The sequence below is a fragment of the Lactobacillus sp. UCMA15818 genome (genome assembly GCF_030400225.1).
In the GTDB taxonomy this organism is placed as follows: Bacteria; Bacillota; Bacilli; order Lactobacillales; family Lactobacillaceae; genus Liquorilactobacillus.
In genome coordinates, this window is record NZ_VJYB01000004.1 from 155,589 (window position 1) to 175,098 (window position 19,510).

A 19,510-nucleotide genomic window follows, 5' to 3' on the forward strand; every position below is an offset into this window, starting at 1 on the left:
TGTTTGGTTTTTTACTGTTACAGACAAATATGTTCTTTTTTTCTATATTTGATGCTCAAATTCATTTGATAAACCACACAAAAACTGCGCTATCTCTACACTTGTTCATGGAGAAACAATCTAGGATGTACTTCTAAATTCATTCAAAAATCTATAATTCAATTATCATATTTACTCAATATTTCACGTAACATGCCTAGACTTTTTTTGATTTCTCTTCCAATATCCGTATCAGCCACCGTTTGTCTTTCAAGTTCTTGATTCACAATCTTTCTAGTTGATATAATGTCACGTCCATTCTTCACAGCATCATTTTTGGATGTAAATGGGTGATGCGTCACTAGTTGTAAACCATAAGAATTATATAGCAGCGTATACCCTCCGATTCCCGTAATAGGTTGATAGGCCTTCGAATATCCGCCATCGATTACAATCATTTTCTTGTTCGCTAAAATTGGTTCCTGCTCTTTTTTTACTGGTGTATGTCCATTAATCACATGTCCACTTTCTTGGTTAAGTCCAAACTCTCCAAGCAATTGTTCACAGAACCATTCTTCCTTGCGCAATTCAAAATAAGCGTTCTTATGTTCAACTTTAGGCTCATCTTCAGATATAAAATAACGTGCAAATGTAGTCATGCAGTGTTTCCCAAAAAGCGGTGATAGTGTGCCTTGCCACAAATACCAGATCATATCAGCTTCAATGCTCTCGCCTTTATGTGGTTTGTGATAAGCTTTTCTTAATTTTTGTTCACAAAAATCTAGTAGCTGCTGTCCTGCATAATGCTTACCCTCGTACTCAAATGCCTGAAATGTCCCATCTTCTACAACCGGAATACATCCGTGAAACAACAAGTTGCCATTATAGATCTTATACATACTCCCTTTATTGACCAGAAAATCTAAATGCTTTCTCAATTTTGCTGCATTCATGAATGAATTAAGCAGTGACTGAACAACTTCTGTTTCGTCTTGTGTCAATTCGAACGACGCATCATGCTTAACGGTTTCAAAACATGTGTTCTCTAATTTGTAACTAACGCCATCGATCATTATTTCATTTTTATCCCAATCAATTTGATTCAGTAAAACCAAATCATCAAGCTTAAATTCAGGTCTGCGCTTTTTTAATTGTCCCTCCAACTTGAATTGGATTACTGCGACAGCTTGATGAATCTGCGTAATTTGAAGCTTCTCATCTGGCATTATAAAATCTTCATTTTCAAGTGTCTTGGGCCTAAATGCAACATTGTCTCCATAATTTTTTTCAGCAAACATTGATAAATGCCGTAAATTGATCCCATATGCTTCCTCAATAATTGCAAGATTATTATACCTTGCACAGATTCGTAAAAGATTCATCATACATAGTGCCGAACCCGCTACAGCTCCAAGCCATAAAACATCATGATTTCCCCACTGAATATCAACAGAGTGATACTTCATGAGGGTCTCCATTATTTTATCAGGTGCAGGTCCTCGGTCATAGATATCTCCGATTACATGCAAATGATCCACTACCAGTCTTTGAATTGTATAGCAAGTTGCAGTAATAAAATAATCCGATTGTTTCAACTCTACCAAATTACGCAAAATCTTATTATAATAATTCTTCTTGTCGTGTTCTTGCTGGTCATTGTAGAGTAGTTCTTCTGTAATATACGCAAAATCAGGATTTAATGCCTTTCTGACTTTTGATCTTGTATATTTTGTTGCGGTTACCTTCAGCAGTTCAATCAAATTTGAGATTGTATTAAGGTACCATTGCTCCAATGCTTCTTGATCTGGTAATTCACTTTTTTGAAATATTAGTTCATCTTCAGGATAATAGATTAGGGTAGCGAAGTCCTGGATGTTCTTGGGTGTCAGTCTACCCGCAAAGTTCTCCACAATCTTTTGTTTAACATTGCCCGACCCGTTTCTCAGAGTATGGTCAAATGCATTGAATTCACCATGTAAGTCGCTGACATAATGTTCTGTGGCTTTTGGCAGATTCAAAATTGCTTCTAAATTTGTTATTTCTGTTATTATTGCCTGTTTAGTCGGAAATTTCTCATGGACCAATTTCTCAACATATGACATATCAAAATCCCTCCTGTAAATCCATTTCTTTCGCAAGCATAGCCATTTGAAACGGATTATCTGAAACACACCCCCATATTATAACAAATACCAATTTTCAGCAAACACTCAAACTCGCTTGAAAACCCTTGATTATGCTTACAAGTGTTCATATTTAATTAACAATACCAATTTGTAATTATTTGAGTTTTTTTGTTGTAAAAATATTTTTTTAGTGCTATCTTATAGTTATCGTTTTTAGGTTGAATGGAATCTACAAGGAGGATTCATTATGAATAATACAGCAATAGAGAAAACGGAAGCACGTGTTGAAAAGGATACTGAATGGCGCTTATCTAATCAAGAGAATGGATATTTCTTGGATGTTGTTTTCTGCAAAAAGCTTGAAAATACCATGAAAAACAAGCGCAACTTTTCATTTAATCGCTTTGAATCAGAACAGCTTAACAATCTGCATTCACTAATTACCGAATTGGATGGGAACTTCAAGTTGATTCTAGATGAAAAGGTTATCGGTTTAGATTATCTTCCATTATCATCTGATGATGCTGCTGACCTAGTTGAAGCTCTTTAGTTTCTGATATTAATTTCATATAAATGATTGGTTTTAACCCAAACAAAAAAAGTAGCGCTATTCAGCTATTGTAGTGACACCCTAGATTAGGTTTTACCCTAATTTTTGGAGTCAGCACATATAGAATCTGAGTAGCGCTACCTTTTTGGTATCTTTCTACTTATCATTATAACCATTTGGATGTGTCAGATGCCACTTCCATGCAGTCTCAATAATTTTGTGGATATCATCAAATTGTGGTTTCCAGCCCAAGACTTTTCGTGCCTTATCTGATGCTGCAATCAGCGTATCAGGATCACCGCCGCGTCTTGCTGCGATTTCTGTTGGAATTTCCTTTTTAGTAACATCGCGTGCTGCCTTCAAAATTTCCATGTTAGAAAACCCTGTTGAAGATCCTAGATTGAAGGCTGTACTATCATTACCCTTTGTCAGGTATTCAACCGCTAAAATATGAGCATCTGCTAAATCAAACGGATGTACATAATCACGTACATTAGTACCATCTGGAGTATTGTAATCATCTCCAAAAATTTGTAATTTTTCACGTGTTCCTGCCGCCACTTGCAACACAATGGGCAACAAATGGGTTTCTGGATTGTGATCTTCTCCAATACTACCATCCGGCTTCGCACCAGCAACGTTGAAGTAACGAAGCGCAACAAATTTTATGCCATTAGCAAGATCTGTCCAATGCATAATTTTTTCCATTGCCAATTTACTTTCTCCATAAGGATTGATTGGCTTTTGCAGATCAGTTTCCTTAATCGGCGTTCTCTCTGGTGTTCCATATGTTGCAGCAGTTGAAGAAAAGACAATTTTCTTCACATCTGCTTCGACCATAACTTCTAATAATTTTATCATTCCCGAGGTATTGTTATCAAAATATTTAAGTGGATTCTTCATAGACTCCGGAACTACCGAGAAAGCTGCAAAATGAATGACTGCATCAATCGCTGGATTTTCCTTGAAAACCTTGCGCATAAAGTCACGATCTGCAATATCTCCTTGGTAAAATTTTGCCTTGTCGTTAACAGCTGCCCGATGTCCTGTGACAAGACTATCTACAACAACAGTCTCTGTCCCTTGTTCAACCAAGCGATCTACTGTATGCGATCCTATGTACCCAGCACCGCCTAAAACTAAAATTGCCATGTTTGTTCCTCCTTGAGGAGTAGCTGGGTCAAATAAATTCTGACCTGCTCCTCTATTTATTACGATTAAACGTGTTCCACACGTCAAAATTCTCCGCCTAACTTCAAATTATTCATAGCAAAAAACATGCTATGTTCTTAATTTTTGTTAGTGCTCAAAGTTTCCCGACTTATGTCACACTCTGATTAAACTTGTGTCACACTCTCTTTTGTTTCATTTGTATTTGGAAGACTATCTGTCTCTCTCAATCATTTTACCAGTATTATCTCCCAATTTGTTAATTAATACCAAAATGTAATCTTTTATCGAAGGCTGAGTCAAAAGCTAAATCTGGTCCCATCTCTCTATTTATTCCGGGTAAACGTGTTTCATAAGTCAAAATTCTCCGTCTAACTTCGAATTACTCATAGCAAAGTTCTTAACTATGTTCGGAATTTCTAATTGGTACTCAAATTTTCCCGACTTATAGCGCACTCCCTTTCTTCTAGACTTGTTGTTTTTATTAACTTGTGCTTAACTATTATTTAGAACTTAAGAAGGGGCAATCCTATGTCAGAACTAGTATATAAGCAATTAATTACTGATTTAAAAAAGAAAATATTTGCAGGTAATTTCCCCGATTTGCGCCTGCCAGATGAACGCTCTCTCAGTGAGCAGTATAATGTGAGCCGCAGTTCCATCAAACGTGCACTTAATCGCATGGCCAATGATGGCATTATCTTCCGCAAACGTGGCGCGGGGACCTTTATCAATCCATTGTATCTAAAAAATGAATCTGTCTTTAATTATGAAGAAGGCTCCAACTTAGGTGTCACTGATAACTTTAAGATGAACGGGCAGCGGCCAAAAATCAAGGTTCTTTCCTTTGAAGTCATCAAGCCTAATCATGAACTGCGTCGTGATTTATTCTTATCACATGATGATTTTGTATACAAAATCGTTCGTCTGCGCTTGTTCGAAGACCAGCCTTTTATGATTGAAACGGGCTATATTCCAATTAGAATAGTCCCTGAATTAACCAAATCGACGATTGAAAGTTCAATCTTTAATTACCTACAAAAAAACCATCATCAGTCAGTTACTAAATCGTTCCTTTCTGTTTTTGCCGAACCATCGACTAAAAACGATCAAGAATTACTAGGGTTATTACCTACTGAGCCCACTGGCATTATGGAAGGAATATTCTTTCTTGATGATGGGACGCCTTTTGAATTCTCACATATGCGCTTCCACTATAAATACTTGAAGTTCAATTCTTTTGTTTCTGTAAATTAAAAATCTTAATTCTCTCTGGAGGTACATAATGACAACTCTTTATATCGTGCGTCACGGTCAAAGCAAAGCAAACGCTGCAGGCATCCTTCAAGGAAGCTTGATTAATACTCCCTTATCTGAAAAAGGACAAATTCAGGCAAAAAATGTCCATGACGCTTTTGAAAAGAAATCGCTGCATTTTGACCTAGTTTTTGCAAGCCCTTTGTTGCGTGCGGCCCAAACCGCCGCAATCATCGCGCCAGAAGCTACAACTATTTTTGATGAGCGTCTAAAAGAATTCGATTATGGTGATTGGGATGGTCAAAAAGTTGTAGATATTCATCGCCTTTTTGCTGAATTTTTCGATGAAAAAAAGAACCTGCTGCCAGATTCTGAAAAAGTTTCTCATGGTGATGATTTCGCATCAGTCACCGCAAAATTAGACGATTTTCTTAATGAACTTGCACTAAATTATCCAACACAGGAGATCTTGGTCGCAAGCCATGGATTCACAATTAAATTACTGCTGAATGCTATTTTGGAAATTAATAACCTAAGTTCATTGAACGAACCGCACAATGCTGGTTTAACAAAGATTGAGTTGACCACTTCAACGCGTACCCTCGTATACTTCAATCGCGACTTAACTGAATAAGCTAGTTCAATTATTGAAATCGAAAAGATGGGCGAGACAAAAGCTAACTTTTGACCAACCTCTCTACTTATTCCCAAAAATCAGATTTACAATCCAGTTTCTCTGTCAGTAACAGCCCGCAGCACACAGGGGTCTGGGCCAAAAGCTAACTTTTAGCCCAGACCCCCTTATTTATTACGAATAAACGTGTTTCACAAGTCAAATTTTACCGACTTATGGCACCCATTGGCTGCTCATTCTCTAGACACTTATTTAAACTCGCGTGCAACCTCGCTGACTGACATATTCTGCTCGTATGCATGTTCAATCACTTCTTTGACATCTGCATCACTGAATGCTTTAATATCAATTCCTTGACTGGCAATTTCTTTTCGTGCCTGCTTGATTTGTGCACTGGTAATCTTTCTTGAGCTTGCAGAAGATGAATGACCTCTTGTTGAAGAAGAAATAGTTGGTAAGATATCTGTTGCTGCTTTCTCTTCACTTGACTCATCTGCACTTGAAACATTGTACCCTAGACGAGCAAGAACTTGGTTATTATTGTGTTCAAGGCTACGCGCTTTTTTCCTAATATCTTGATAGTAGGACTGTGTAATATTCCCATAACCCAAAATCACAGCTAATTTTGTATTTGAAGCTGTATATTCATAATTAGTTGCCAACACTTTTGCACGTTTGTATGTTTTATTGAAAATCTTAAGTTCATGTACAACTTCTTTGAGTTCAATTTCTTTAGAAACTGCCCTAAGCAATAATGTTTGTGAGCCATTATCTATTTTAGTTACTTTTTTAAAATTAATAATTGCTTTACTATATTCTTGCTTTTTAATTGCAGCTAGACCTTTTTGATATTCTTCTAATTGTTCCAAATGTGCACTTGCAGAGCTATCATTTGGTTTCTTCTTCAATGCATTACGAAATTGATTCTCAGCTCGATGGTAGCTAGCATCACTGATAGTTTGTTCGCCTGCATTCATAGCATTATTGTAATATTGTGTGGTCTCAACATGTTTTGTGTAACCATAGCCTATAAAAATCACTGCAATAACCAAAGTGATTATAAGCCAAGCTTTCTTGCCCATCGACCAATTCCTCGCTTTCAATTCGTTAACTGCAATTATAACATTTTTTCTTGGTTATTATGTGACTATTCTCTTTGTTACTTCATCTGCTTTGACCTTTTAATATTATTTATGTAGAATTAGAAGAAAAATAGGAGTGTCTATGAATTCATCCTTATTAACAGAGATTATTAACGATTATGGTTATTTTGGGATTGCCTTGCTGCTTGCACTTGAAAATATCTTTCCCCCGATTCCCTCAGAGGTAATTCTAGGATTTACTGGTTTCATGACCCTTTCTAGTAAATTAAATATTGTTGGCAGCATCATTGCAGCGACAATTGGTGCTCTAATTGGTGCCTTAATTTTATATTTTTTTGGCAAGATTATTTCCGTCGAACGCTTAGAACGAATTCTAGCAGGACGCATTGGTAAAATACTGCATTTCAAGCCTGCAGATTTAGAACGTGCCGCAGCTTTTTTTAAACGCCATGGCAATTCTGCAGTCTTCTTTGGAAGGTTCGTTCCAGTTATTCGCAGTCTAATCTCAATTCCAGCTGGAATGTCTGACTATCCTCTTGGACGTTTCGTTGTTTTTTCAACCCTTGGCACACTCGTTTGGAATACTGTGTTGATCTTTGTTGGGCGGATGGCTGGTCATGCATGGCCACACGTAATTAACATAATTGAATCTTATGGCAAGATTTCACTAGTAGTGTTAGCTGCACTATTTATTTTAGGCTACTTTATCTATAAGAAAAAAGTGTAACATAAAGTTTCAGAAATACATTTGTCCAAAAACACCAAAATAAAGCAGCTGAATCTAAATTTAACTTTTGATTCAGTTGCTTTATTTATTCCGTATAAACGTGTTTCACAATTCCCCGACTTATGGCACACTCTCCTTTCTTTTATTTGTCTATTTTTTTATAATTTTTTAGGCCTTTGATAATTTTAGGAAGAACTAATATTACCACGGTAATCCATGAAACAAATTCGGCTATTTTAATAATAACTGAAGTTTTGTATACTATGCTAATCTTATTGTTGCCCTTCCTTAACACCACACCAATTGTGTTACGCTTTGTTTTGGTATAAGCGGCCTTTTTCCCGTTAATAGTAACTAGATATGAATTATAATTCAAAAAAGGCAAATCTGCGGACACATTATTTTTAGAGGTATATATTTTATAAATAATTCCATTTGAAATACTATGTGATGTAATCTTTTGCTTTTGCCCACCTATCAAAGCCACGTGTTCTTGAATCTCAACCATGTACTTTTTCATGCTTGTATATGGCCAATAATCAATGGAACCTACCCCTTCATTAAAGCCTTTCACCATATAATTAAAACCCCGTTTTGAAGTTATTTGATAATTTGAAAAGGGCAATGCTTTTTCACTGCTAGGTTTATAGTCAATTACAGTCTGAGTTGTACGTGTGTTTAAGAAACTATACGAGGTGCTTAATAATGAGATTACAACTAGCGCAAAGACAACCATCGTCCAGCGCTGAACATATTTTGTCTTTGAGATAAGAATCCAAAGTGTCTCAACAGCAAATATTGCTAGAAAGAAATTCGAGATACACAAAATTCTGCCAGTCCATTGAAGAACAACAATCGGTGTCTTATTGACGAAATTCCAAATTGATTCAAAAACACTTGTCGTTGCAATAAAAAAAATGACACCAATCATGCCAATAATTCTATTAGTAACACTCTGCTTTTTCCATAAGAATAACCCCATAATCGTCGTTATTACCAGCAAAGCTCCCACTGATTCATCATTATTTAACGCATTTATTATGGCGTCTCCTAAACCTGTACCCGCTGTTGAAAGCGTACCGGACTTGGTGATGAACAGGTGATTACTTGTATATATTGTAAACAATGTACCCCAGTAAAATGAAGTCATTAGCAGTGTCGCAATCCCTGCATAAACAATATATTTCAACTTTCGCCAGAAATTGCTGGCTGTAAATAATGCAATTGCAATAATTAACATTACTACAACTAAGTACATCAAGAAACTCAATATATGTGAATAAATAACACCCGTCATACCAAATGCTAGCAAGAGCCATTCTGCCTTTTTCCTAAAAAAGATACTGTACGTTCCGTATCCAATTAACGGTAAGAAGACATATCCCGCAGTTTGACCAACATCAAAGGTTAGAAACATCCAACTAAAATTATATGCTGATAAAACATAGACAAAAGAAAAAATTAGGGCTTTCTTTTTATTGCCATACCAATATTTTAGGCCACAGAAATACGAAATAAGCATTGATATAAATACTATTGAACACCATCCAACATAGATTGCCAAAATGGGGTCACTAATCACTAACAAGGCTAACGCCAATGGATAAACAGGCAAAACACCATATACCATATTAATCGGTGTTCCTACCTGATTCATTGCGTAAGTCTCGATGTATGAGAAAAGCTTGCCATGTTTAATATTCTGTGCCAAATCATATATTCGGTTAAGGTGAAACGACATGTCCACTCCTGCATGGAGAGAATTGGCACAGAAATAAGGTACCATAACCACTACACTTGCTACTAGACAAATTAAGATTACGCATAATTGTTTTTGTGTATTTGAAGCTTTATTCATTTTGACCACTCTTCTTCATCCTTTTCAGTTTTAGATAGATCACCCCAAACACCAGCAGCAAGATGATTGTTCCAGATATCAATCTGGCAACAAAATATAACACTGGCGTCTGATATTTGACTGTTATCGTCGCGCTGCGCTTATTCTTTACATAAACAAGTGCCAAAGAATGTTTACTTGCATGAAGTGGTGTTTCCTTACCATTGACATAAGCCACATAGTCTTTCGAGTTGTAGATAAAAAAAGGGAGGACGATCCTAGAGCTCTTATTCTCCAAATTATCAATACTATATGTTACTTGCTGATACCCCGAGGCGATTGAACTAGCACTTAAATAATACTTATGTTCATTTACAATAACCTGATGATTAAAAACCTTTTCTCTAACTGTGTTGGCTGCGTATGGGACATAATCCTCATATCGGGCTGATTCCGCTGCTGCTTGATTTAGTGACAATGAATTTAAATACCCTTTTGCGTTTAATCGGTATGCGTAAGGCATCATGAAGTTGGTTGTCGTGGTTGCAATCGCATTGTTTTTGGATTGTGTAGTTATAAAGCCCTCAATTGATCCTAATGCTAGAACCACAAGAGAAATATTTAAAATAACTAATTTGAAACCATTGAATCGCCAAGAATATAGACTGCATATCTTGGAAGCTCCATACAAGGCAAGAAAGAAGGTTGCAAACGGTAATAAGCGCCACATGAACTGAATATGTGCAACCGGTGTATTTTTAAATATATACCATGGAAACAATAGGGTACTGCATACCAACAGCAATACACCTAAAATATACGAGTATGTCTCCCATAAATTACTGTTCTTTAAACCAATAAAACCTACCAAGGCAATTACAAGGATTGCCAGTCCAACATTTGGTAATCCTTGTCCTAAGGTATTGCCGAATGATAGAGAAACCAAACTATTAAAACTAATTTCTTTTTCAGTGAAAAACGATGCTGTTGGTACGACCGTGTGGACACTTAACTGACGAATAATAGGGATAGTCACGGCGGCCGTTGATAACACGAATAAGGCTGCACTAATCAGGCTCGTTATCAAAACGTTTTTCTTTTCCGTCTGATACTTGAATGTTAATAAATACACTACTAATAACAATCCGATTGTAAATATGGTAGTCAAAATATGACAATACATTTCAGCACTTAGCCCTAGTACAAGATAGATTGATCCATAGTAGTAATTCCCTTTTAAAAGTTGGTATAACCCTAGAAATGCTAACGGTACAAAGACAAACGCCCAGGCCTCACCAATATCAGCTCTGCCAAAGTCATTAAACATGATATATACTGAAAAACGAAGCAGAATTGAAAAAACAATGGCTGCATCTTTTCTTTTCATCAACCGATGTGCAAACACATATGCTAAAACTAAACCTAAAAACTGCTCTAATACCAGATAGATGTAATAGGCCGTAATCGGATTCTTCAAAAAAACTCTAATTGGCACATAAAATAATAGATTTCCCCAAGGATAGTAAGTGTTAATTGCTTGCCCAACTTTTCCAAAACTATACGTTGAAATCATCGAAATAAAATGACCGTTGCTTATGTTCTTATATGCTTCTTCCAATCTCTCCATGTGGAATATTCGATCATCCCCGACTAAGATAGTCTTGGTATGCCATGCTAGCGCAACATATACAAGAGATAACGCTGCAAATAATACAACTAGTGCTGCTTTTTGAAAAATTCTTTTTTGCCGCATATTCTAATACCCTTTCCTCTAAACAATAAAATATAAAAAACAATGATATTGCTTAATAACATTATGCTGAATGTCAAATACTCCCTTATTCCTGCAGCCATACTAATCTTAATATGGTTTATTCCTGGCTTTAAGATTGTTCTAAAAATTGGAGCACTTGCGTTTACTTTTTTATGATTTACACTGATATGATAACTCAAGCCCTTATATATAACTAATAAGAAATTACGTTCCTTCTTGTTTTGACTTGTATTATTAAAATCAAAGCTCAGGCTATTATATTTCTCTATCTTTTTTAGATTTGCTACCGTACTGACTTTGCCTTTAACTTGTGAATAATTAATAATATAATCACCACCAGTTGCCTGCTTGTTCACCAATTTCTTGTACTCTTTCGATGTGCTGATATAGTAGCGAGTTGGGTCATCATTCTTCGTTATATGATAGCTGTATACCGCAGAGATACTCATTAATACTAGTGGGATTAACAAGACAGATAAAACGATTTTATTGTTATCTAAAACTTTGTTTTCTTCAAAGAACACAGTTACACTTACAGCAAGAAAGAGCGATACAAAAGCAAGCATTCTCCCTAAAAACTGAATATTGCCAAAAAAAGAATTAACAAAAATACTTTTTTGGAGTGGCAGCCAGCTTAATGTACAGAAAAATATTCCTAAGGCAATCATTGTCCAAAAACACCAGTTGCCACTGTGTTTGACTAACATCATTATTCCTAAAAATATCAGCATTCCCGTTTCAACTAAGCCAATATTAAAAATGATTGGCGTATCTTCAATACTATTAGCAAACAAGGCTTGCAGTACTTGCCAACCACCTACAGGAGATAAGCCATGACCTGGAGTATTTATATTCCTATTATTCATATACAGTGTCAAAATATTGACGATTGTATATAGACTGGTCAACACAGCAATTCCAACAGCCATACAGAAAAGGTGCAGTTCACCTAAGTTAATTTTCCTTGTGAAAACTCGTACAACTTCTGCGATTGTTAGCAGCGTACAAACGATTAACACTGACAAAATATGGGTATTTATCAACGCCCCCATTCCCGCTCCAAGAACAAGCCCGCCCCATCTTTCACGTCTCCAGATTCTGAGACAACCAGTCAGCACCACCGGTAAGATTGCGTACGCTATCGCTTCCCCCATTGCATTGCGGGCAAACATTATCCCCATGTGATATGCACTGAACTGGTAGAAACACACACCCACTAAATTAGTCAGTTTACTAGCTGTAAATTCACGCATCATAAAATAGGCTGCAATTTGTGTCAAAAAATTCAATAATACAAAACCGCAAAACAATGCTGCAATCGGGTTAGCGGTAAAAATAAAGCGCGGTAAAATAAAGAGCAGACTTGTAACCCAAGGATAAAGACCTGTATATGCATTTGAGATTCCTTGGAATCCAATAAAATTAACCAATACTGGTAATTTTCCATGCTTTAGTGCCTGATAAACTGCCTCCCACCTCGTTAAATGAACTCCGCCATCATAAGTAACTTTAAAATAAGCGCCTAAAAAGGCAGGAACTGTTGTGATGATTGCTAAAATAAAAAAAAGAAGTATAACATATACTCTTTGCCATTTCCTAATGTGCTTATAGATAATCATGAACCGTATCCTTTTCACTTTTTTTGTATTTTCCAGTAATACAGGGATGTATTATGCCATTAACAAAAATGCTATTCGATTATAAAGATAAGCCAATATATCATTGATTTTATGAACGTTTTATGAACTTTTAACCATTATTTGAATAAATATTCTTTAAGAACCTGTCATTTTTATTACTGTTTGTCAGTAACTACTCTTTTTGTCTAGTAGACTCAGCAACAAAAAGGAATTGGCTGCACTATTTCACATCTGCAGTGAAAAAATTAAGCTGAATATAAATAAATTTGATATAATAATGTCGAATGTAACCGAAATCATTATATCGAGGTGAAGCTTTTATGGAAAAAAAATCACTCTATCATACCGAAATTGAAAATAAAGCTGGGATTGCTGGCCATGTCCGTTCACTAACCGGCGGTGAATTTAATCAATTAACGAGCAGCCCCTTGAAAGCTGTCCCTGGGACTAACCCCGAGCAATTGCTTGGAGCAGCACTAGCAACATGTCTGAATGCCACGCTTGAAGCAGAGGAAAAGCGACGGAATCTGTCGCATCAAGCTGTTGTTCGGGTAGCAGTCGACATGGGCCGCGACTATCAAGGATTTCAATTTTGGCTGCGTGCGCAAGTTAGACTGCCCCAAGTGAACCGACAAGAAGCACAAGAAATTTTAGCAATTTGCGAACAACGCTGTCCAGTTGCTAAATTACTAGTTAGCAATTCAAATGTCAGCGTTGAATTAGTTGATGAATTTGGCTTTGAGGGGGAATTCAAATGAAGTACTTGGTAACTGATCAGCGAGATATTCGCTATAATTTAGCTTTGGAAACATATTTACTGGAACACTCTGATTTGCAGGAACCAATTCTGTATTTTTACATTAACTCTCCCTGTATTATCCTTGGCCGCAATCAAAATGTTTACGAAGAAGTGAATTTGGAATACGTCCGCCAGCAACAGATAATTGTTACTAGGCGCACTTCTGGCGGTGGTGCAGTCTTTGATGACCTAGGAAATGTTAGTTTTAGTTTTATTACTAAGGATGATGGTCATTCCAATGGCGACTTTTCAAAGTTTACTGCGCCGGTAATCACCGCTTTACATGAAATGGGAGCAACTGGGGCAAAACTAGTTGGTAGGAATGACTTGCAGATTTATGGTAAAAAGTTTTCAGGTAATGCTATGCGGCTGCAGCACGGACGGATGTTTTCTCATGGAACATTGATGTATGATGTTGATTTAAGTGTCATTGAAAAAGCATTGAATGTACCGCAAGATAAGATTGTAGCTAAGGGAATTAAGTCGGTTCATAGCCGGGTTACCAACCTCAAACCGTTTTTCACTCCAGAATATCAGCAGCTAACAATTGAAGAATTTCGTGATGCGCTGGCACAAAAAATCTTACAAGTAGACGATTTGAAGCAAGCTAACGAATATCTTTTAGATGATACTGCCAAGCAGGCTGTTAATGCCATTAATCAAAAATTTTTCAGCAATTGGAATTGGGTCTATGGAAGTTCCCCACTGGCTGCAATTCAGCAGCGCCAGCATTTTACTCAAGGAACGATTGACTTTCGCTTGCAGATTGAACATGGCTGTATCAGTTATCTGCAAGTCTATGGCGACTTTTTAGGTCAGGCTGATGTTAAACAGTTTGCCGCAAAATTAATTGGCGTCCGTTATGAACGTCAAGCAATCACGCAAGCGTTGACTAATGTGGAGTTACAGCCCTATTTTGGTAAGATTGAGCACCAGTCAATTATTGATTTGCTGGTACGGCAAGAATAACTGCACAAAAAAGCAGAGGGCGTGTACCATAAATTGATAAAAATAGTGACTTCCAAAAAAGTTGGATTTTGGAAGTCACTATTTTTACTATAAGTAATTCGAAGTTAGACGGAGAATTTTAAATTATGAAACACGTTTATCTGAGTTCAAGAAAAAAGCCCGATCAAAATGTAGTTTTTGATCTGACTCAGTCTTGAACTTTTTGTAGATTCAGTGTAATTGTGGCTCTTTTGTATATTACTTTTAAAGTGCTTGTGGCAATTCAATCGCAAATTTTTCAGCAATTGCCGTAATTTCCTGGGTAGTTTTCGGATCAATAACAACGCCATGTTTTGAATTATGATCGTAATTACGATATTCACGGTCGCCAGGAATCATAATGTGTGTCCCTGGGATATGATCTAAGTTCCGGATACGTTCAAACATCTTCTCAGCGTTAGCTTTCAAAGTTGCTAAATCACCAAAAAAGGCCGGATTGATAACCATAAAGAATTGACTGAAATCGTGCTTACCGGTATTGGTGTCAGCCGAAATTGAACCTTGAGCTAAGATACCCGTTAACAATTCAACAACTAGCGAGTTACCAAAACCCTTGTAGTTTGAATTTTCTTCTCGATTGCCACCAAGAGTTAACACTCCACCGCCAGATTGATGCTCCGTAAAAGCAACTTCGGATAAAATTTCAGCAGCTTTTTTCGAATCGTGAATGATATTTCGCTCACCATCAACAGCCCATTCACCCAAAATTGGTTTTTGATTTTTAGCCAAAACCATAATTTTACCGCTGGAGACACTTGACGTAGCTCCATCAAAAACAAAGGGATGCGGGTCAGCTGGAAAGGTAAAAGCAAAAGCATTTGAACCCAAGAAAGCTTCAATTGCATTGGTCGGTACAACAAGTGGCCGTGTATTAGTGGTTGAAATCCCAATCAAACCTTCTTTAGCGGCTAGACGAGAATAGTACCCCGCAGTTCCAAAATGATTTGAATTGCGAATAACAGCCATGGCAATATTAGTGGTTTGGGCCTTTTTAATTAAGCTGTTAATTGCCAAAGCAGATGCAATCTGCCCCATATTCCCATTGGCATCAAGCAATAGGCTAGTGTCCGTTTCCTTTAGAGTTTTGACTTGATTTTGCGGTTTGATAGTCCCATCTTGAACCATTCGAATGTACCAATCAAGTCGTTGAATCCCATGAGAAGATATTCCTCTTAAATCCGCATCCACCAAGGTATCCGCTAATAAAGTACCATCAGTAGCAGAAAACCCAGCTTTTTGAAAAACTTTTTCTAAAAATTCAGTTTCAGCTGCAGCAGTAATTCGCATAAAAAACACTTCTTTCTTTATTTTTAAACAACCAAAAAAGCCCGTTCAACACTATTTTCATAGTGCAAGACGGGTTGACCGTGGTACCACTTGCTCTTCGTTTATCAATTGATAAACCTCAACGACATAAATTGTCAAAAATGATAACGGATTCCGCCGATCGAACAGCTTGCACCATTCAACAGTAATTTGAGCTCATTTTCATCAGTCGCTATCTGCACCTTTTCAGCTGCCAGTGCTCTCTTAAAAAATAACAAGACTGAATCTCTTCTCAACAGTTATTTATGGTCATTAAAAACCAAATTCTAATAGTTGTCAATCGTAAAAAATTAATTGAAATTCTGGTACTGGATAGCGTACACTAAAATTAATATTTTTTAAGGAGTGAAGTATATGTTTGCATACAAAATTGATTCTGAAGTTAGTCTAGCACTGCCCAGACCCAAAATCGACGCTGAACCTCTTTTTCAAATTATTGAAGAAAGTCGAAAAGAATTACAGGTTTGGCTGCCTTGGGTTCCCATAATGAAAAGTGTCGTAGATGAAGAAAAGTTCCTCACAAGTGTCTTAAAGAACTTTGGTAGTGAACACTCATTGAATACGGTTATTCTGTACAAAGGTACACCTGCAGGAATGATCAGCTTCAATAAATTTAACACAACAAATCAATGTGCAGATATAGGTTATTGGTTAGGAACCAAACATGTAGGTAACGGGATTATCCATCGAGCCGTTGCTGGAATATGTACGCTTGGGTTTGCAGACTATGATATTCATAAAATCGAAATTCATGCAGCAGTAGAAAACGTACGCAGTAATCAAGTTGCAAAAAAAGCTGGTTTCCATTTTGATGGCTCACTTCGCGCAAATGAGCTGCTAGCCAACGGTTTTCATGATGAGAATGTCTGGTCATTACTTAAAGAAGAATGGAAGAAACACTAGTTCTTACTATTTCAGTTCTTTAAAACAAGATATCTGACCCGACTTTTTCTCGAACATTGCTGTTAGCTCACCAATTCAAGGAATACTTTAACAAGCTAGCATCTCTTCTATACATAAATACATTGATTCTTTCATATGATAATGATAACATATGTATATATTAATACATGCTCATTAATCTAATTATGGAAGGATTAAATATTATGCAGAATTTGCCACTCGTCACAATGCTTTTCATTGGCGTTAACTTAGACTTTTTTATTATTTTATTATTTCTACTTCAAAAATATAATTTTAAGGATAACTTATTTGGTTATGAATTAGGAATGCTCTTAATTTTCTGTGTTAGCGCATTTGCTGGCCAGTTAATTCAAAGTTTTATCCCTGCTTGGAGCATTGGCTTCCTCGGATTAATTCCGATTTATATGGGAATTAAAGGTGAAGACGATGCTGATGGAACACAAGTAAGTAGCCGAAAGGGAATTACCGCAGTCTTATTGATATACTTAGTCAGCTGCGGTGCTGATAACATAGCTGTCTATGTTCCAGTTTTGGCAACAATGACTTTTACTGGCATCCTAGTGACAATGATTTATTTTATTATCTTGACTGCCATTACTCTAACTCTAGCTTATTTTTTTGGTCAGCTTCCTATTATCAAAAATATTTTTACTCGTTGGGGAGCACCATTAACGCGACTAATTTATACTCTAATTGGGCTCTTTGTTATGCTTGATACAGGATTAATTCAACATATTATTAGCTTATTTTAAATAAGGGGCTGGGTCAAAAGTTAAATTTTGATTCAGTTTCTCTGTTTATTCCGTATAAACGTGTTTCATAAGTCAAAACTCTCCGTCTAACTTCGAATTACTCATAGCAAAGTACTCACGATTTTCGTAATTTCGAATTAGTACTCAAATTTTCCCGACTTATGGCACACTCCCTTCTACTCAGTTCATTGAACATAAGAAAATGGAATTAATATTAAAACAACGATAAAATTGGATTTTATGTTATCCTGAGACTGGATATATTTTCAAGCCCGAGGTGATAATATGAAAGCTTTATATTTCAATGATTTTGGAGATAATTCTGTCTTAAAATACGGAGATATTAATTCTCCTCAAATAAATGCAAATCAAATATTAGTTAAAACCCAATTTATTGGATTAAACTTTGCCGATATATACCGCCGACGCGGAACTTACCATATTGAAAAACATCAGCCTTACATCAACGGTTATGAAGCACTAGGAGAAGTTGTTGCAATTGGCAATCATGTCAACGAGGTAAAATTGAAAGATAAAGTTTTCTTTGTAGACGTACCATTCGCCAATGCAGAATATGTCAGTGTCCCATCTGAAAATGCAATTAGAGTGCCAGAAAATCTGGATTCCAAAGTAGTTGCTTCTGTTGGACTGCAAGGATTAACAGCAGATTTCTTAGCTCATGATCTTGGGAAAAACATGCCCGGTGGCAACGTATTTATTCACGGTATCAGTGGTGGTGTTGGCCAAATATTGTCTCAAATATTGACCAGTGATGGGATGAATGTGTATGGCTCTACTTCAACATCTGCAAAACAGAACTTAGCTCTTAATCAAGGAGCTGTAAAAGTCTTTCTGCGAACTACTCCGTGGAGTCAAAGCTTGCAAGGAAAATTTGATACTATTTATGACGGTGTAGGAAAAACACTTGAACAGAGTCTATCTCTTGCGACTAACAAGGGGAAAGTTGTTTTTTATGGCATGGCTGGTGGAAATCCACCTAAAATTGACCCACTAAAATTATTAGTACAATCAAAAAGCATTCTAACAGGAGACTTATGGGATTATCTAAACAGTGCAGACGAACGAAAAAAACGTAGTCAGAGGCTATTTAGTTATTTTCAAAAAGGGAAGATCCGGGTCAGTGAGCCTACAATCTTTCCGCTGTCTGAAGGCCAAAAAGCATATGAATATTTAGAATCTGGAAAAAGCGCTGGAAAAATCTTGTTAAGACCATGAAAATAACCTTTTTGAGCAAATTCTAATATTAATATGATAACGGAGTGAATTAGATGCAACTGACGAAAGACGACTTAATAGAATGTTACTTTTACAAAACTGAATTAATACAATTGTGCCGCGAACGTGGTCTCCCCACATATGGTACAAAAGCTGAACTAAATCAGTATTTAATACTTTTTTTAAACGGGACAAACCCGTCAGATATAAACCCATTTCGTACAAATAACAATAAAATTTCAGCAGAAACAAAAATCACATTCGACACACGATTAATCGGTGATGGTTTCAAGTTTAATAGCGAAGCCCGTCTCTTCTTTGCTAATTATTATCACGTTAAAAAATTCAGCTTTAAAAAAGAAATGGCGATTATTAAACGGCGTGTTGAAACACAAAAACAGACAGACTATACCATTCGAGATTTCATCACTGAATTTGAAAATACTACACAAATTAGCGATAATCCTGAGGAACAAACTTATCAATGGAATAATTTTGTCAAGGACTTCAATAGAGATCCTGCTAGTAAAAACTTCAATTCTCGTATGAAAACAGCTGCCAGACTTTGGAATATTGTAAAAGCTACAAACAAACCAAAGAAATATTCTCATGATTTGCTTCATCGGTACTCTCAACAAACACAAGATCCATAATCCGTTAGAAATTTT

18 protein-coding genes are annotated in these 19,510 nt (G+C 36.5%); 10 read left to right on the forward strand and 8 right to left on the reverse strand.

The window, feature by feature from the left end; translation table 11 throughout:
* Nucleotides 1-158: 158 nt before the first annotated feature.
* Complete coding sequence (locus tag FFX44_RS07115) at nt 159-2,081, reverse strand: fructose-1,6-bisphosphatase (RefSeq protein ID WP_289979269.1); 1,923 nt, start codon at nt 2,079-2,081, stop codon at nt 159-161.
* A 271-nt stretch (nt 2,082-2,352) separates the two neighbouring features.
* On the opposite strand from FFX44_RS07115, the gene FFX44_RS07120 reads away from it, so the two are divergent.
* On the forward strand, nt 2,353-2,655 hold the full coding sequence (locus FFX44_RS07120; RefSeq protein WP_289979272.1) for a hypothetical protein: 303 nt from the start codon (nt 2,353-2,355) through the stop codon (nt 2,653-2,655).
* Nucleotides 2,656-2,811: 156 nt separating this feature from the next.
* Here FFX44_RS07120 and galE read toward each other — a convergent pair whose 3' ends face one another.
* Nucleotides 2,812-3,807 carry a UDP-glucose 4-epimerase GalE gene (gene galE / locus FFX44_RS07125; protein WP_289979276.1) on the reverse strand — a complete coding sequence of 332 codons (996 nt, stop codon included), beginning with the start codon at nt 3,805-3,807 and terminating at the stop codon, nt 2,812-2,814.
* Between the two features lie 549 nt (nt 3,808-4,356).
* Here galE and FFX44_RS07130 point away from each other — a divergent pair.
* Nucleotides 4,357-5,082 carry a GntR family transcriptional regulator gene (locus FFX44_RS07130; RefSeq protein WP_289979279.1) on the forward strand — a complete coding sequence of 242 codons (726 nt, stop codon included), beginning with the start codon at nt 4,357-4,359 and terminating at the stop codon, nt 5,080-5,082.
* 28 nt (nt 5,083-5,110) lie between these two features.
* Nucleotides 5,111-5,716: a histidine phosphatase family protein gene (locus FFX44_RS07135; protein ID WP_289979281.1), complete on the forward strand. Its 606-nt coding sequence runs from the start codon at nt 5,111-5,113 to the stop codon at nt 5,714-5,716.
* 248 nt (nt 5,717-5,964) lie between these two features.
* Here the strand turns inward: FFX44_RS07135 and FFX44_RS07140 are convergent, their stop codons facing one another.
* Nucleotides 5,965-6,798 (reverse strand): hypothetical protein, encoded by an 834-nt coding sequence (locus FFX44_RS07140; protein ID WP_289979284.1) that lies wholly within the window; start codon nt 6,796-6,798, stop codon nt 5,965-5,967.
* A 142-nt stretch (nt 6,799-6,940) separates the two neighbouring features.
* On the opposite strand from FFX44_RS07140, the gene FFX44_RS07145 reads away from it, so the two are divergent.
* The gene (locus tag FFX44_RS07145; RefSeq protein WP_056991454.1) at nt 6,941-7,546 is read left to right on the forward strand and encodes a DedA family protein; all 606 of its coding nucleotides are present in this window, start codon (nt 6,941-6,943) and stop codon (nt 7,544-7,546) included.
* A 142-nt stretch (nt 7,547-7,688) separates the two neighbouring features.
* Here the strand turns inward: FFX44_RS07145 and FFX44_RS07150 are convergent, their stop codons facing one another.
* From FFX44_RS07150 to FFX44_RS07160, 3 genes are read right to left on the reverse strand one after another with little or no spacing between them, the layout of a single operon-like run.
* A complete protein-coding gene (locus tag FFX44_RS07150) occupies nt 7,689-9,404 on the reverse strand; it encodes a hypothetical protein (protein WP_289979293.1) in 1,716 nt (571 codons plus the stop codon).
* Nucleotides 9,397-11,136, reverse strand: coding sequence for a 6-pyruvoyl-tetrahydropterin synthase-related protein (locus FFX44_RS07155; protein WP_289979295.1), 1,740 nt, complete (start codon nt 11,134-11,136; stop codon nt 9,397-9,399). Before FFX44_RS07155 ends, FFX44_RS07150 begins: the two co-directional genes overlap by 8 nt.
* A complete protein-coding gene (locus FFX44_RS07160) occupies nt 11,100-12,776 on the reverse strand; it encodes a hypothetical protein (RefSeq protein WP_289979298.1) in 1,677 nt (558 codons plus the stop codon). The genes FFX44_RS07155 and FFX44_RS07160 overlap by 37 nt, the downstream gene beginning before the upstream one ends.
* Before the next feature lie 341 nt (nt 12,777-13,117).
* Between FFX44_RS07160 and FFX44_RS07165 the strand changes: the two genes are divergently transcribed.
* Both FFX44_RS07165 and FFX44_RS07170 read left to right on the forward strand, forming a co-directional pair.
* Nucleotides 13,118-13,555: an OsmC family protein gene (locus FFX44_RS07165; protein ID WP_289979299.1), complete on the forward strand. Its 438-nt coding sequence runs from the start codon at nt 13,118-13,120 to the stop codon at nt 13,553-13,555.
* Complete coding sequence (locus FFX44_RS07170) at nt 13,552-14,565, forward strand: lipoate--protein ligase (protein ID WP_289979300.1); 1,014 nt, start codon at nt 13,552-13,554, stop codon at nt 14,563-14,565. Before FFX44_RS07165 ends, FFX44_RS07170 begins: the two co-directional genes overlap by 4 nt.
* Before the next feature lie 243 nt (nt 14,566-14,808).
* On the opposite strand, the gene FFX44_RS07175 is transcribed toward FFX44_RS07170, so the two are convergent.
* Nucleotides 14,809-15,891 (reverse strand): Ldh family oxidoreductase, encoded by a 1,083-nt coding sequence (locus FFX44_RS07175; RefSeq protein ID WP_289979302.1) that lies wholly within the window; start codon nt 15,889-15,891, stop codon nt 14,809-14,811.
* Between the two features lie 134 nt (nt 15,892-16,025).
* Complete coding sequence (locus tag FFX44_RS07180; protein WP_289979303.1) at nt 16,026-16,148, reverse strand: hypothetical protein; 123 nt, start codon at nt 16,146-16,148, stop codon at nt 16,026-16,028.
* Between the two features lie 136 nt (nt 16,149-16,284).
* Here FFX44_RS07180 and FFX44_RS07185 point away from each other — a divergent pair, with 136 nt between their 5' ends.
* The 4 genes from FFX44_RS07185 (at nt 16,285) to FFX44_RS07200 (ending at nt 19,495) form a co-directional block, all read left to right on the forward strand.
* On the forward strand, nt 16,285-16,833 hold the full coding sequence (locus tag FFX44_RS07185; protein WP_289979306.1) for a GNAT family protein: 549 nt from the start codon (nt 16,285-16,287) through the stop codon (nt 16,831-16,833).
* Between the two features lie 203 nt (nt 16,834-17,036).
* Entirely contained in the window at nt 17,037-17,606 is a 570-nt protein-coding gene (locus FFX44_RS07190) for a cadmium resistance transporter (RefSeq protein WP_289979310.1), read from the forward strand.
* A 285-nt stretch (nt 17,607-17,891) separates the two neighbouring features.
* Nucleotides 17,892-18,842 carry a zinc-binding dehydrogenase gene (locus FFX44_RS07195; RefSeq protein WP_289979312.1) on the forward strand — a complete coding sequence of 317 codons (951 nt, stop codon included), beginning with the start codon at nt 17,892-17,894 and terminating at the stop codon, nt 18,840-18,842.
* A gap of 53 nt (nt 18,843-18,895) precedes the next feature.
* Nucleotides 18,896-19,495 (forward strand): SAP domain-containing protein, encoded by a 600-nt coding sequence (locus FFX44_RS07200; RefSeq protein ID WP_289979314.1) that lies wholly within the window; start codon nt 18,896-18,898, stop codon nt 19,493-19,495.
* Nucleotides 19,496-19,510: the final 15 nt, after the last annotated feature.

Excerpts from the sequence above, each read along its gene's own strand:
- FFX44_RS07200 (WP_289979314.1), top strand. The coding sequence starts at position 18,896 with ATGCAACTGACGAAAGACGACTTAATAGAATGTTACTTTTACAAAACT.
- FFX44_RS07115 (WP_289979269.1), bottom strand. The coding sequence starts at position 2,081 with ATGTCATATGTTGAGAAATTGGTCCATGAGAAATTTCCGACTAAACAG.
- FFX44_RS07195 (WP_289979312.1), top strand. The coding sequence starts at position 17,892 with ATGAAAGCTTTATATTTCAATGATTTTGGAGATAATTCTGTCTTAAAA.
- FFX44_RS07160 (WP_289979298.1), bottom strand. The coding sequence starts at position 12,776 with ATGATTATCTATAAGCACATTAGGAAATGGCAAAGAGTATATGTTATA.
- FFX44_RS07165 (WP_289979299.1), top strand. The coding sequence starts at position 13,118 with ATGGAAAAAAAATCACTCTATCATACCGAAATTGAAAATAAAGCTGGG.
- FFX44_RS07190 (WP_289979310.1), top strand. The coding sequence starts at position 17,037 with ATGCAGAATTTGCCACTCGTCACAATGCTTTTCATTGGCGTTAACTTA.
- FFX44_RS07185 (WP_289979306.1), top strand. The coding sequence starts at position 16,285 with ATGTTTGCATACAAAATTGATTCTGAAGTTAGTCTAGCACTGCCCAGA.
- galE (WP_289979276.1), bottom strand. The coding sequence starts at position 3,807 with ATGGCAATTTTAGTTTTAGGCGGTGCTGGGTACATAGGATCGCATACA.
- FFX44_RS07155 (WP_289979295.1), bottom strand. The coding sequence starts at position 11,136 with ATGCGGCAAAAAAGAATTTTTCAAAAAGCAGCACTAGTTGTATTATTT.
- FFX44_RS07130 (WP_289979279.1), top strand. The coding sequence starts at position 4,357 with ATGTCAGAACTAGTATATAAGCAATTAATTACTGATTTAAAAAAGAAA.
- FFX44_RS07120 (WP_289979272.1), top strand. The coding sequence starts at position 2,353 with ATGAATAATACAGCAATAGAGAAAACGGAAGCACGTGTTGAAAAGGAT.
- FFX44_RS07170 (WP_289979300.1), top strand. The coding sequence starts at position 13,552 with ATGAAGTACTTGGTAACTGATCAGCGAGATATTCGCTATAATTTAGCT.
- FFX44_RS07175 (WP_289979302.1), bottom strand. The coding sequence starts at position 15,891 with ATGCGAATTACTGCTGCAGCTGAAACTGAATTTTTAGAAAAAGTTTTT.
- FFX44_RS07145 (WP_056991454.1), top strand. The coding sequence starts at position 6,941 with ATGAATTCATCCTTATTAACAGAGATTATTAACGATTATGGTTATTTT.
- FFX44_RS07150 (WP_289979293.1), bottom strand. The coding sequence starts at position 9,404 with ATGAATAAAGCTTCAAATACACAAAAACAATTATGCGTAATCTTAATT.
- FFX44_RS07135 (WP_289979281.1), top strand. The coding sequence starts at position 5,111 with ATGACAACTCTTTATATCGTGCGTCACGGTCAAAGCAAAGCAAACGCT.
- FFX44_RS07140 (WP_289979284.1), bottom strand. The coding sequence starts at position 6,798 with ATGGGCAAGAAAGCTTGGCTTATAATCACTTTGGTTATTGCAGTGATT.